The 14128-nt window shown below is 43.4% G+C and carries 10 protein-coding genes; 5 read left to right on the top strand and 5 right to left on the bottom strand.

The genetic code is table 11. The features are described 5' to 3' along the window. Positions 1-171 precede the first annotated feature (171 nt). Positions 172-1623, bottom strand: coding sequence for a glycosyltransferase family 2 protein (locus HX021_RS17005; RefSeq protein WP_286591710.1), 1452 nt, complete (start codon positions 1621-1623; stop codon positions 172-174). A 393-nt stretch (positions 1624-2016) separates the two neighbouring features. After that, positions 2017-3100, bottom strand: a protein-coding gene (prfB, locus tag HX021_RS17000) for a peptide chain release factor 2 (protein ID WP_286591709.1) whose coding sequence is annotated in 2 segments (ribosomal slippage) — positions 2017-3039 and positions 3041-3100 — 1083 coding nt in all. Because the reading frame shifts where the segments join, the coding sequence is not laid out codon by codon here. 247 nt (positions 3101-3347) lie between these two features. Here prfB and pgi point away from each other — a divergent pair. Then, entirely contained in the window at positions 3348-5015 is a 1668-nt protein-coding gene (gene pgi, locus HX021_RS16995; RefSeq protein ID WP_286591708.1) for a glucose-6-phosphate isomerase, read from the top strand. 95 nt (positions 5016-5110) lie between these two features. On the opposite strand, the gene HX021_RS16990 is transcribed toward pgi, so the two are convergent. Next, a complete protein-coding gene (locus HX021_RS16990; protein ID WP_286591706.1) occupies positions 5111-7006 on the bottom strand; it encodes a heavy metal translocating P-type ATPase in 1896 nt (631 codons plus the stop codon). Positions 7007-7101: 95 nt separating this feature from the next. Beyond that, positions 7102-7449 carry a phage holin family protein gene (locus HX021_RS16985; RefSeq protein WP_286591705.1) on the bottom strand — a complete coding sequence of 116 codons (348 nt, stop codon included), beginning with the start codon at positions 7447-7449 and terminating at the stop codon, positions 7102-7104. Positions 7450-7709: 260 nt separating this feature from the next. On the opposite strand from HX021_RS16985, the gene HX021_RS16980 reads away from it, so the two are divergent. The 4 genes from HX021_RS16980 to typA all read left to right on the top strand — a co-directional run bounded on the left by HX021_RS16980 (position 7710) and on the right by typA (position 13158). After that, the gene (locus tag HX021_RS16980) at positions 7710-8135 is read left to right on the top strand and encodes a DUF2147 domain-containing protein (protein WP_286591704.1); all 426 of its coding nucleotides are present in this window, start codon (positions 7710-7712) and stop codon (positions 8133-8135) included. A 187-nt stretch (positions 8136-8322) separates the two neighbouring features. Next, entirely contained in the window at positions 8323-9570 is a 1248-nt protein-coding gene (locus HX021_RS16975) for an ABC transporter permease (protein WP_286591703.1), read from the top strand. Positions 9571-10083: 513 nt separating this feature from the next. Then, the gene (gene kbl, locus HX021_RS16970; protein ID WP_286591701.1) at positions 10084-11274 is read left to right on the top strand and encodes a glycine C-acetyltransferase; all 1191 of its coding nucleotides are present in this window, start codon (positions 10084-10086) and stop codon (positions 11272-11274) included. 78 nt (positions 11275-11352) lie between these two features. Then, the gene (gene typA, locus HX021_RS16965) at positions 11353-13158 is read left to right on the top strand and encodes a translational GTPase TypA (protein WP_286591700.1); all 1806 of its coding nucleotides are present in this window, start codon (positions 11353-11355) and stop codon (positions 13156-13158) included. 111 nt (positions 13159-13269) lie between these two features. Here the strand turns inward: typA and HX021_RS16960 are convergent, their stop codons facing one another. Then, a complete protein-coding gene (locus HX021_RS16960) occupies positions 13270-13776 on the bottom strand; it encodes an ecotin family protein (RefSeq protein ID WP_286591699.1) in 507 nt (168 codons plus the stop codon). Between the last annotated feature and the right edge of the window lie 352 nt (positions 13777-14128).

The raw sequence follows: 14128 nt of genomic DNA, 5'->3' as shown, positions 1-14128 counted from the left end.
TAGCTGAATGAGTTCAGCTAAAACTTAGGGTTCGAGAGATTATTGTTAAAAAAGAGGAAGCTTTCCTCTTCTGCATATTAGTATATGGAATGCTCCCTCTGGTGAGATTATATAATATGTTTATATCTTGAAATTCTGGTTATTTATGAAAACAAAGTTTTTATAATGAATCTAACCTCTAGTCAACCAGCCTCTGCGTCCTGCTGTTGCGATAGCATAAGGAGTGATCCAGAATAAACTGAATGCATAGAATATACTATAGCTGTATGCCCAGAATGCCTCTTTTGCATTGTCGTTTTTGGATGCAAAGAAATAAGCCTGAATACTGGAGAAGATGAGTATACCGACCAAGGTAGAGCTCAAAAACATCAGCGGGTAATGGAATACTGTCCATAGCATCAATAACAACATGGGATAAGAAAGCAGTACTCTTTTCCATTGCATGATCAACAGGATACGGGCTCCCCATTTTGGCCCTTTGCGGAAATTCTTGAATGCAAATTGGCTCATCATGATATTCTCTCTCACATTACTGCGTTCCCAACGAATGAACATCTTGTATAAATTTTTGTAACGTACAGGTGTATCCGTGTATACATAAGCATTCGATTGGAACAATACATGATACCCTTGTTTTAAAATCATATTGGTCATCGCACGGTCCTCACCGATATCGGAAGGCTGTCCCATAAAAGTCTGGTTCATCCAGTCCTCAAGGCAATTCATAACGGCGTCCCTACGGTAACCTGCCAGCGCACCAGGTGTACACATGACGGTACCTAACATACTCTGAGCCGAACGTACAAATTCAAAGCTGAATACAAAGCTGACATTCAACATGCGTGGTATAATGGCTTTTTTATTGTTCAGCACGCGCACATTTCCGGCCACAGCACCACAATCTTGATTCGTCACAAATGGGCTTGCCATATTACGGATGGTATCTTTTTTGACCACAGAGTCACTGTCTACCGTAATGAAAATTTCACCGGTTCCCAGTTTGAAACCACGGTATAGCGCATGGCGTTTACCCATATTTTTGGGTTGTTGATAGATTTCTACCCGGTCACCCAACTCCATTTTGGCACGTTGTATCCAGGCAAAAGTGTTGTCCTTACTACCGTCATCGATCGCGATAATCTGCAATTTCTTTGCTGGATAGTCGCTGCTTGCCAAACTATGTAACGTATCATATACCAATTGTCCCTCGTTATAGGCAGGAACAATGATCGTACAGGTAGGAAGCTCCTCGTCTGAGACAGAGGCGATGGGTCTATACCTACGATGAAGTACAATCAAAAGAACCAAAAAGCTTACTGCAACAGCTGCTAAGAATATACCGAAACCTACCAGGAATGTACCACCAACACTATCTAAACGTTGAAAACGTAAGGCATCAAAATCTGGTTGGAGCATATATACACCAAATACTGATGCAAATAGTAAAAAGAAGGTTCCTCCAAAAATACCGTATTCCTTGGGACCAAAATTGCTTTCTTCAGCTGTGCTCGCTGTGGATGTGTTTGCAGTTTGTTTCTGCTCTTCATTTACTTCGTACACCGCAGGTGTCCATTGTTTGGCCATCTGCTTCGATACGATTGAGTCTTCTTTCATGTAATTCATAACCGTTCTTATTTTAGATATACATTCTTTCTTTTACTTTACCTGACACCCGAGGGTGTCTTTTGTAATGAAAATATTACGAATCCATAAACGCAAAATACATGCCTTTATTTTGTGCCAAAAATGGACGAATTAACACAATTGTAACGTTGTTGATACAATATGTCGTTTTGTAATCTATTGATTTGTAGGTTATTGTAAGGGGCTTGTAACCAAATAAGCAGTGTTTGATCGTATTTGTACAAACAAAAGACTTTTAAGGTTTTTTAACGTTTTAACCCTCTTTTCGGGAAAAAATGTCGTGCCAAATGATACAAACTGTGTAGGAAAGAAGGCAAAGACGCCCCTCGTGAGGAGCGTCTTTTTATCGTATGGATGGAATGCTGTGCGGGCTTAGCCTCCAAATTCCATTAAGTAGTTTTTTAGGAAGTCATTCAGATCGCCATCCAATACAGCTTGGGTATTGGAGGTCTCGTAATTGGTCCGCAAATCCTTAATTAATTTGTAGGGATGCAGTACATAGTTACGGATTTGGGAGCCCCATTCGATTTTCTTTTTATTTCCTTCGATTGCCGCTGTTGCTTCCTGCCGTTTGCGCATTTCAATTTCATATAATTGGGATTTCAGCAAGCGCATGGCATTTTCTTTATTCTGCAACTGGGATCTGGATTCCTGGTTTTTAATGATAATGCCTGTCGGCTTATGATGTAAACGGACAGCAGTTTCCACTTTGTTGACATTTTGTCCGCCGGCGCCTCCTGAGCGAAAGGTATCCCATTCTATCTCGGAGTCTTTGACGTCGATCTCGATATTGTCATCAATCAATGGGTATACATAGACAGAGGCAAAGGATGTGTGCCGTTTTGCATTGGAATCAAATGGTGAAATACGGACGAGCCTGTGCACGCCATTTTCTCCTTTGAGGTATCCGTAGGCAAAATCACCGGAAATCTGAAGGGTAACACTCTTGATCCCCGCCACATCTCCTTCCTGGGAGTCTTGTTCGGTGACCTTGTATCCATTTTTTTCGCCCCACATGATATACATCCGCATCAACATGGCAGCCCAGTCACAGCTTTCGGTACCTCCAGCACCGGCGGTGATCTGTAAAATGGCATCCAGTTGATCCTCTTCGGCACTGAGCATGTTTTTAAATTCCAGTTCCTCGATCTTTTCCAAGGCAAGGCTATACTGATCATCAAGCTCTTTCTCGCTGGCATCCCCAGTTTGGAAAAACTCATACATGACCAGGGTGTCATCAACGGCCGAGGCTACCTCATCAAAATGATCTGTCCATATTTTTTGGTTTTTGATGGCCAAGAGGATCTTTTCGGCGGCTTTAGAATCGTCCCAGAAGTTAGCCTCTAGGGTAATTGCCTGATCTCTTTCGATTTCTTCTTTACGGACATCAATGTCAAAGATGCCTCCTCAGGGACGTCACGCGGTCCCTCAAGTCTTGGATTTGTTCTTTTGTCATAGCTGCTAATGTAGAAATTAAAAATTAAAAAGTAAAAAGGGGATTAAAGACAATGTTAGTAAGCCACAGGTTTGTATCTTCAGAGTCTCAATACCAATAGCTCATACTATATAAATATCTGACCTTTTTTTTTTAGTTTTGATAGCATCAACAGAATAAACCTTCATCTAAACATTTACACGATGTGTAAGGAAAGAAAATGCTGAAGGTTCTTATTGACGTTTAAAACAATAATTTCAGAAACAGTATGTTCCCAAAAATTAATTTTACAAAGACACAAGCCTATAAAGATCTGACACAGCATTTCGGGTCTTTATTTGGTCCATATAGCAACGGACTCAAAGACTTACGCGCACTTTTTGCAGAAGATCCGGCCCGGTTTGAGAAATTCTCAGTTACTTTTGAAGATATCCTTTTAGATTATTCCAAAAATCGCATTACGAGCGAAACGATGTCTTTGCTGTTGCAGATGGCGAAAGAGTGTGAGCTGCCTGAAGCAATCGCCGCGATGTTTTCGGGTGAAAGCATTAATGTGACAGAAAACAGGCCTGTGTTGCACACTGCCCTGCGCAATCAATCGGATCAACCTGTGTTTGTCGCAGGAAAAGATGTGATGCCGGATGTTAGACGCGTCCTGGCACAGATGAAAACTTTTACCGAAAAAATTATCTCCGGAGCATGGAAAGGTTATACAGGCAAGGAAATCACCGACGTTGTCAATATTGGTATCGGTGGTTCTGATTTGGGTCCCGTCATGGTAACAGAGGCTTTGAAAGCCTATAAAACGCGGTTAAATGTACATTTTGTTTCCAATGTGGATGGTACCCATATAGCAGAAACATTAAAGGGGTTAAATCCAGAAACAACGCTGTTCCTGATCGCATCCAAGACCTTCACGACACAGGAGACCATGGCCAATGCACATACCGCCAAGGACTGGTTTCTGGATGGCTCGGCTCAGGAGGAGGACGTGGCCAAGCATTTTGCTGCATTGAGCACAAATACTGTTGCCGTGCAATCTTTCGGGATAGATCCAGCAAATATGTTCGAATTTTGGGATTGGGTCGGGGGCCGCTATTCACTTTGGTCGGCCATTGGACTCTCCATTTCCCTGGCCATAGGTTTCGATAATTTTGAAGAATTGCTCAAAGGAGCTTACGAAGCCGATGTTCATTTTAAAAACACATCATTCGAGTCCAACATTCCTGTCATCTTGGCTCTTTTGGGCATATGGTATAACAATTTCTTTCAGGCTGAAAGTCATGCTATCTTGCCATATGATCAGTATTTGCACCGGTTTGCGGCTTATTTTCAGCAAGGAGATATGGAAAGTAACGGTAAGTATATAGACCGCAATGGTGAGCAGGTGCATTACCAAACTGGCCCGATCATTTGGGGCGAACCAGGCACAAATGGACAGCATGCCTTCTATCAATTGATTCATCAGGGTACCAAGTTGATCCCTTGCGATTTTATTGCGCCGGCCAACAGCTTGAACCCCATCGGTAACCACCATCAACTTTTATTGTCAAATTTCTTTGCCCAGACAGAGGCCCTGATGAATGGCAAAACCGAAGAAGAGGTTGTCGCTGAATTGCAAGGTGCCGGAAAATCGGCTGCAGAAATTGATGCACTGAAGGCTTATAAGGTATTTGAGGGCAACCGGCCAACGAATTCACTGCTGCTGAAAAAAATGACACCCCGTACATTGGGCAGACTGATCGCATGTTATGAACATAAGATTTTTGTACAGGGGGTAATTTGGAATATTTATAGCTTCGACCAATGGGGCGTTGAGCTTGGCAAGCAGCTGGCCAATAAGATCCTGCCTGAACTGGCTGATGCAAACCCGGTCACAGGGCATGATTCATCTACCAATGGATTGATCAATCAATATAAAACCTGGCGTGACTAACCGGGTATTCCTGTTCAGTTAGATGGCTGAAGATATCATGCAGAAGGCCGGTCTTTATTAAGACCGGCCTTCTGCATGATAGGACTTTATCAGCCTTATACGGTTTTATTTTGGATGCGGATGGCGTTTAAAATGGCCAATAAAGCTACGCCGACATCAGCAATGACAGCTTCCCATAATGTTGCCACCCCACCGGCCCCCAATATCAGGACAATAATTTTGACTCCCATGGCTAGGATCACATTCTGCCATACAATGCTGCGTGTAATTTTACCGATTCTGATCGCCGACAGAATTTTTTGGGGTTCATCATTCTGAATGACGACATCTGCCGTTTCAATCGTTGCGTCCGCCCCGAGTCCGCCCATGGCGATGCCCACTTGGGCCAGGGCGACCACAGGTGCATCATTGACGCCATCGCCTGCAAATGCTACATTTTTGCCTTCATCGAGCAACTGCTGCACATGTTTTACCTTGTCTTCTGGCAGAAGATCACCATAAGCTTTATCGACACCGAGTTCCTTGGCCACCTCGTTCACCACCGCGGTTTTGTCGCCGGACAGCATCACGGTATATAGGCCCTGCACCCGCATGGCAGCAATGACCTCGCTCGCATCAGGTTTACTGCGGTCGGCAACAGTGATATAACCCCTATATTGACCTGCTATTGCAATCAGGACAATGGAATAAACGATGTTTTTAATCTCTTCGGGATAGCTAATATTGAATTTGTCCAGCAATTTGCTATTACCCGCCAATACTTCCTTCCCATTTACGGTTGCCTTGAGACCATGCCCGGCGATTTCTTCGATCCCCTCGGCTTTGAGCGTAAGGCTGCCAGGTTGATAGTTGGCGATTGCTTTTGCAATAGGGTGGGTTGAATTTGATTCAATGGCTTTGGCATAATCCAGGAGTTCCTTGTCCTCTCCATGGAGGGCATTGACTTCCTTGACTTCGAAGACACCCTGTGTAAGGGTTCCCGTTTTATCCATCACGATGGTATCGACCGCCGTGATCGCATCCAGGAAATTGCCGCCCTTGAATAAAATACCATTTCTGGAAGCAAGACCTATTCCTCCGAAATAACCCAATGGAATAGAGACCACCAGCGCACAGGGGCAGCTGATGACCAAAAATACCAGGCTACGGTAAAACCATTCCTGGAAGCTATAGTCGCTCAGCACTAATGCCGGAATGAGGAGGACCAGAAGTGCCAAGCCAAATACAATGGGCACATAGATGCGTGCAAACCTGGAAATAAATAACTGTGTTTTCGATTTTCGTGCTGTGGCATCCTGTACCATTTCCAGAATCTTGCTCAGCTTGCTGTCCTGGAAAGAGCTTGAGACCGCAATCTCGGATACCGTCTCCAGGTTGATCATCCCCGCAAAAACAGCATCGCCGGTATATTTGGTGTCAGGTTTACTTTCGCCGGTCAGGGCGGCGGTGTTAAATGCTGCGCGCTCATTGACAAGCCGTCCATCCAGGGCAACTTTTTCGCCTGCTTTCACAAGGATGGTCTCACCGATGGTGACAGTTTTGGGATTGACCTGTAATTGCTGTCCATCGCGTAGTACCGTGACCTTGTCAGGTCGAATATCCAGTAAGGATTTTATCGATTTTTTGGCATTGTCAACGGCTGTGTCCTGAAACCATTCACCGATTTGGTAAAATACCATGACAGCGACCCCTTCTTCAAATTCTCCGATGGCAAAGGCTCCTAAGGTCGCTATGCTCATCAAAAAGAATTCGTTGAAGATATCACCGCGTTTTGCTTTGCGAAAAGCCATTTTGATGACCGGGATGCCGGCCAGTAGGTAGGCCGTAACATTCAGCACCAGGGCAACACCGAAGGGGAATGTTGTTTTAAACCCATATTTTAAGAGTAATTGCAGGATAAGTATAACCAGCGCAATGAGGAGCTTGCTTTGGACTATCCACCAGGGACGGTCTTTTGGGGTATGGCTATGCTCGTGATTGTATTCGCACATAGATCGGGTTCTATTAATTCATTTAAAATTAATAATTTTAAGTGACAAAAACATCCCTTTTTATCGTTGTAAATTTATTAGCGCTGGAGGTAGCTTTATTCTTTTGTTGAGGAGCTGCTTCCGATGACCATTTCCAATAGCGCTACGACGATAGCAAACAATGCTGCGGTCCAGAACCCGTCAACATCAAATTTGGAGCCCAAGAGGGAGTCTGAAAGTAGCACCATTAATACGGTGATAATGAAAGAAACAAGCCCTAATGTCAGCCAGTTTAAAGGAAATGTGAACAATCGTAAGATTGAACCTACTGTAGCATTGACAAACCCAATAACCAGTCCTGTCACGATGGCCCAGCCAAAACCCGCCACATGTGCGCCTGGTATAAGCCAGCTTGCCACTGCAATCACTACACCTGTAAGCAAAAGACTAATAATAAATTTCATAAGATGTGCTAAGTTATAAAATCGTAAATAAAGTAATAATATAAAAACTATCGTGCAAACGCAATGCCAAACTTTGGCGTTTTCGTTTTGTTGCTGATGTTCCTGTCATGGAGCTTGTTGCGCATATAGACTGATCTGCTCTTGCAGGGAAAATTGAGTCCTGAAAAAGAAGCCACAATGGGTTGTGCCTGTTAAAAATAATATATGCGAGCATAGTAAATATTTTGTATATTTATTCTTGTTCATAAAATAATAAACCGATGAAGAAAATGATGATGTCATTGCTAATGCTGCTCGTTTCGGTGGCATTATTTGCGCAAGCTGATCCTGTTGTGGGGAAATGGGAGAATCCCAGCGGGGAAGGACGGGTGGAGATTTACAAAAAGGGGGACCGGTTTTTCGGTAAGCTCTATTGGCTGAAATTTCCGAATGATGCATCCGGGCAGCCCAAGAAGGATGTCAAGAATCCCGATAAAGCACTTCAGGGTAGAAATACACAGGGGCTGGAAATCTTGACCAATTTTGTGAAAGAGGGCAATACCTATGTGGATGGAAAAATTTATGATCCCAAGTCTGGAAAAACCTATAGTTGTAAGATGACGTTAAAAGGAGACAAGCTGGATATCAGAGGCTATGTTGGCGTGAGTCTGCTGGGGCGGACAGAGACCTGGAAGAGAATCCAGTGATGTTGAAGCTTTAGGTAGGTTTGGCAGTAGGAGAAAGCTCTTTTGCTAATTTAGGCCGGTGAATATCGGCTGGGGATTGTTATTGAAAGACCTGGTAAAGGCAATTTATTCGATGGAAATAAATTGCCTTTTGGTTTTATGCGGGAATAACAGTATTTTCATCCTATTATTCTATTATAATCATCTTATGGCTGTAAAAATGTCTTATGTGGAGAACGTAAAGCTTGCGCTGCAATCTATTGTGGGGAACAAGCTGCGGACATTTTTAACGGCGCTTATTATTGCCATAGGGATGATGGCGCTGATCGGTGTGCTCACGTCGATCGATGCGATGAAGAATTCGCTGACGGATTCTTTTTCCTCCATGGGCTCGAATTCTTTTAATATTCGTAATCGGGGCTTGAATGTGCAGATCGGTACCGGCGGTACACGTTCCAAGGTATTCGCCAATATTACTTATGCGCAAGCCTCGCGCTTCAGGCAAAATTTTAAGTTTAATGCGGTTACCTCGGTCAGTGCCAATGTGAGCTGGAATTCGACGGCCAAGTTTCAATCGAAGAAAACCAATCCGAACATAGGGTTGATCGGGACGGATGAAAATTATCTCCAGACCTCGGGCTATGTGGTCAGTGAGGGCCGTAATTTCTCTGTGCGGGATATCGAGACAGGTGGAGCAGTGATTATCATTGGAAGTGAGGTCAGTAAGATGCTCTTTAATGAGATCATTGATCCTATAGGGCAGTTTATTACGGTCAATAATATTCGCTATCAGGTGATCGGAGTATTGAAGAGCAAAGGGTCTTCTGCGGGGATGGGGGGTGATAGGGCTTGCTTTATTCCGCTGATCAAAGCACGGGCTGTGATGCAGCTGGTAGAGCCTTCCTATGTGATTACGGTCTCTTCAAATGATCCACTGCGACTCGAAGCGGCTATTGGTGAGGCTACGATTGTGTTTCGGAATATCCGTGGTTTGTCATCACGTCAGCCGAATGATTTTGAAATGACCAAATCGGATGCTGTTGCTCAGATGCTGATGCAGAATATGGCGATGGTGACTTTGGGGGCTGTCGTGATTGCTTTTATCACGCTTGTGGGAGCATCCATTGGGCTGATGAATATTATGCTGGTCTCTGTGACGGAACGTACCCGTGAGATCGGGATACGAAAAGCAATCGGTGCCACGCCCAGTGTAATCCGTAAGCAATTCCTGATGGAAGCGATCGTGATCTGTATGATCGGTGGTGTGGCGGGTATTTTTATCGGTATCCTGATCGGCAACGTGCTGGCGCTCCAATTGGGTACTTCATTTATCATCCCTTGGGGGGCAATTATTTTGGGCTTTGCGGTCTGTGGCCTGGTGGGCATGTTATCGGGATACTATCCAGCTTCAAAAGCCTCTAAATTGGATCCCGTCGACGCGCTTCGCTACGAGTAATTCACATTGGAGCGTCTATCTCTCTATCTTTACGAACTTTATCTGCTATCTAAATTTCGACACGTTTACTTGGAAATGCTAGGGACCAAAGTCGGGATAAGGTTATACCAATTTCGGACTGAAAGCATAGTGAGTCCACCTTAAGTCCACGTTGACTCCACCTTTTAAAGGTGGAGTTACCATAGGAACAAGCCGTTTGTACCCTGCTTACAGGGCGAATATGTCCAAGACTTGCCTCCTAGTTGGTCGCTGCCAGGCCTGCGTAAATGCCTGGAAACAGCATTGACTACAGAGTGGAACAACAAAGGTTCTTCTTTGGGACAAAGGGAGACGATGTTGATTGATGGCTGCAGAAAATCGAATGGCCTGAAAAAGGAATTTTATGCAAACGGTTTAATGTTATCAAATCATTGATTTGATATGAATTCTATCTGAATAGCCCCTTTCCCAAAGGGAAAAAGCAGATTATCTCAATGAAAACCTGTAATATTGTATAAAAAATAAATTCGAATTATGTACAATACATTACAACCAGTTTTACAAAAGGAATTGGAGGCAATCAAAGAAGCGGGATTGTATAAGCAGGAGCGGGTGATTGTTACTCCTCAGGGAGCAGACATTAAAGTAAGCACAGGACAAGAGGTCGTCAACTTTTGTGCAAACAATTACTTGGGATTATCTTCTCATCCTAGCGTAATCGAAGCTGCTAAGAAAGCAATTGATACCCATGGTTATGGCATGTCTTCGGTGCGTTTTATCTGTGGTACACAAGATGTACATAAAGAGTTGGAAGCGAAAATTTCTCAGTTCCTAGGGACTGAAGATACGATTTTATATGCGGCTGCCTTTGATGCAAACGGCGGGGTATTCGAACCTTTGTTTGGAGCAGAGGATGCAATTATCTCTGATGAACTGAATCACGCTTCTATCATTGATGGTGTCCGTTTGTGTAAAGCACAACGTTTCCGCTACAAAAATGCGGATATGGCCGATCTGGAAGCGCAATTGCAGGCTGCAGCGGGCGCAAGACATAAGATTATTGTTACGGATGGTGCATTCTCTATGGATGGGTCTGTTGCTCCATTGGACAAGATCTGTGACCTGGCGGACAAATACCAAGCTTTGGTCATGATTGACGAATCGCATTGTACAGGTTTTATCGGTGCTACGGGACGAGGCACACATGAGCTTTTCAATGTCATTGACCGTGTGGATATCATCACAGGTACCTTGGGCAAAGCATTGGGCGGTGCTTCCGGTGGTTTCACTTCGGGTAAAAAAGAGATTATTGATTTGTTACGTCAGCGCTCACGCCCATACCTGTTCTCCAACACCCTGGCTCCGGCTATTGCAGGTGCTTCGGTTGCGGTACTGGATATGCTGAGCGAGACGACAGCGCTGCGTGATAAATTGGAGTCCAACACCAAATATTTCCGCGAAAAAATGACAGCTGCAGGATTTGATATCAAGCCTGGCTTTCATCCGATTGTGCCTGTCATGCTTTACGATGCGAAATTGGCGCAGGAATTTGCGGCAAAGATGCTCGACGAAGGTATCTATGTCATTGGTTTCTACTATCCTGTTGTCCCTCAGGGAAAAGCCCGCATTCGGGTTCAGATTTCAGCAGGGCATGAAGTGGCCCATCTGGATAAAGCGATCGCTGCCTTTACCAAAGTAGGTAAAGAATTAGGTGTAATTAAATAAAATACACATAGTTATAAATTTTATGGTGCAAAATGTTTATCTTTGCACCCTAAAATTTTATAAAAATATTCTTGCTCAATGCAAAACATTAGAAACATTGCGATCATCGCTCACGTCGACCACGGTAAAACTACGCTTGTAGACAAAATTTTATATTTTACCAATCAATTCAGAGAAAATGAAAATGCTGGTGAATTAATCTTGGACAATAATGATTTAGAGCGTGAGCGCGGGATCACTATTGTATCTAAGAACGTATCAGTAACATATAAAGGTGTTAAAATCAATATCATCGATACCCCTGGTCACGCCGATTTTGGTGGTGAGGTAGAGCGCGTATTGAAGATGGCTGATGGGGTTGTATTATTGGTGGATGCCTTTGAAGGTCCTATGCCTCAAACGCGTTTCGTTACCGGTAAAGCCCTGGGATTGGGGATCAAACCAATCGTCGTTGTCAATAAAGTCGATAAAGAAAACTGTCGTCCTGATGAAGTGTACGAAAATGTTTTTGACTTATTCTTCAATTTAGGTGCTACTGAGGAGCAATTGGATTTCCCGGTATTATACGGATCATCCAAGCAAGGCTGGATGTCTACAGATTGGAAAAATCGTACCGAAGACTTCACAGACCTATTGGAAGCCATCATCAAATATATTCCTGCTCCACAAGTATCCGAGGGTACTTTGCAGATGCAGGTAACATCTTTGGATTACTCGACTTTCGTGGGTCGTATCGCTATCGGCCGTATTGCTCGGGGTACAATCAAAGAAAACCAGCCGGTATCATTGGTAAAACGTGACGGAAAAGTGGTTAAGTCACGCGTGAAAGAACTTCAGGTTTTTGAAGGTTTAGGTCGTATCAAAGTGCCAGAAGTACATGCAGGTGATATCTGTGCGGTCGTTGGTATCGAAGGTTTCGATATCGGTGATACCATCGCAGATTTTGAAAATCCAGAGCAATTGGAAGTTATCAGCATTGATGAGCCGACAATGAACATGTTGTTTACCATCAACAACTCCCCGTTCTTTGGCAAAGAAGGTAAATTGGTAACTTCGCGTAATATCTACGATCGTTTACAGAAAGAATTAGAGAAGAACTTGGCATTGCGTGTCGTTCCTACCGAATCTCCTGATGCGTGGTTGGTATATGGACGTGGTATCCTTCACTTATCTGTATTGATCGAAACAATGCGTCGTGAAGGTTATGAGTTACAGGTAGGACAACCTCAGGTTATCGTGAAAGAAATCGACGGTCAAAAATGTGAGCCGATCGAAGAGCTTGTTGTTGACGTTCCTTCGGATGTATCCGGAAAAGTAATTGAGCTGGTCACACAACGTAAAGGTGAATTGTTGATCATGGAAGCTAGAGGAGATATGCAACATCTTGAATTCTCTATTCCTTCCCGTGGTATCATTGGTCTACGTAACAACGTTTTGACTGCAACTGCCGGTGAGGCTGTAATGGCACACCGTCTGAAAGGTTACGAGCCTTGGAAAGGTACAATCCCTGGCCGTTTGGCGGGTGTATTGATTTCCTTGGATACAGGTTCAACTACGGCATACTCGATTGATAAATTGCAAGACCGTGGTCGCTTCTTCGTTGATCCAGGTGTGGAAGTATATGAGGGACAAATCTTGGGCGAGCATATCCGTGATAACGATTTAACCATCAATGTGACTAAAGGAAAGCAATTGACAAATATGCGTGCTTCCGGTTCGGATGATAATACGCGTATTGCTCCGGCGATCAAATTCTCTTTAGAGGAATGTATGGAGTACATCCAGGCAGATGAGTATATTGAGGTAACGCCGCAATCTATGCGTCTTCGTAAGATCTATTTGACGGAAAATGAGCGTAAACAAAATGCGAAAAAATTCCAATAGTCATTAGCATGCATCGGGGGTATTGATACCTCAGGTGTACCACATAAAAAAAGCCATCGAAACTTCTTTCGATGGCTTTTTTTGTGATTTCAGGTTCTGCGAAATCTTTCGTTATTTTTTAGATCTTACTTCTGCTGCACGGTAGCTGTCGCCATCAGTCGTGTAAATTTTGAACTGCACGTCATATGCTTCAGGGACATAAATGACAATAGGCATTCTTCTATTGTAACGTAGGGTTTCGGGCTGAGCGGAAACAAAAAGATTTCTTTTTGCTTTATCGGGGCAGGCCATCATGGTACTCGCTACATTTCCGTTGGTTTTAAAGACATAATAATCGTAACCCCAGCCCTGAAGGTCTTTCTTTTCCAATGTCCCCGATAAGTTGAAGGTATTGCAGCCATCTACTTCCATCCATTTACCGACAGCGAATTCAATTTTTTTATTTTTGTCATTGTCCGAATGGGGAACTTCAATGACCATTTTCTTATATCCCTTTTCTGGGGAAGGAAAGATACCCAAGTCTATTTTGTCTATTACCATTTGAGCTTGACTTACTGTTGTTGATGCAACTATGGCAAACAGCATCATAACCATCACTTTCAATATATTTTTTCTCATAACGATCTTTTAATTTTTATTTATTGAACGCTATTTGCGTTCCTTTTGCTACACGATTAGTAAAAAAACTATATTTCTAAGACTAGGGGAATTTAAGAAGGATTAACGGTATATGTGTATTATTTTAAAATAATTGTTTGGTAAATTAAAATTGCGCAGGAATTAATTTGCCCGTTTTAATCAGGCCCCTATAATAGCATGACCGCTAAGGAAAAACCCCGTTGACGAATAGCACGTTGACGGCATGGGCGGCAGATGATGCCATCGCTATAGCTGTTCATTTTTTCGACGGGGCTTTTCATTCATAAAGGGTCATAATCAGTCAAGATTACGTAACTTTGTGTGAGATAAG

The sequence above is a fragment of the Sphingobacterium sp. N143 genome, assembly GCF_030325625.1.
GTDB lineage: Bacteria > Bacteroidota > Bacteroidia > Sphingobacteriales > Sphingobacteriaceae > Sphingobacterium.
Note: the sequence above shows the minus strand (reverse complement) of the source record. Positions and strands in the feature narration are given on the sequence as shown.

Coding starts and splice junctions, on each gene's coding strand:
- HX021_RS16985 (WP_286591705.1), bottom strand. CDS start 7,449: ATGAAATTTATTATTAGTCTTTTGCTTACAGGTGTAGTGATTGCAGTG.
- HX021_RS17005 (WP_286591710.1), bottom strand. CDS start 1,623: ATGAATTACATGAAAGAAGACTCAATCGTATCGAAGCAGATGGCCAAA.
- typA (WP_286591700.1), top strand. CDS start 11,353: ATGCAAAACATTAGAAACATTGCGATCATCGCTCACGTCGACCACGGT.
- HX021_RS16960 (WP_286591699.1), bottom strand. CDS start 13,776: ATGAGAAAAAATATATTGAAAGTGATGGTTATGATGCTGTTTGCCATA.
- HX021_RS16990 (WP_286591706.1), bottom strand. CDS start 7,006: ATGTGCGAATACAATCACGAGCATAGCCATACCCCAAAAGACCGTCCC.
- HX021_RS16980 (WP_286591704.1), top strand. CDS start 7,710: ATGAAGAAAATGATGATGTCATTGCTAATGCTGCTCGTTTCGGTGGCA.
- kbl (WP_286591701.1), top strand. CDS start 10,084: ATGTACAATACATTACAACCAGTTTTACAAAAGGAATTGGAGGCAATC.
- HX021_RS16975 (WP_286591703.1), top strand. CDS start 8,323: ATGGCTGTAAAAATGTCTTATGTGGAGAACGTAAAGCTTGCGCTGCAA.
- pgi (WP_286591708.1), top strand. CDS start 3,348: ATGTTCCCAAAAATTAATTTTACAAAGACACAAGCCTATAAAGATCTG.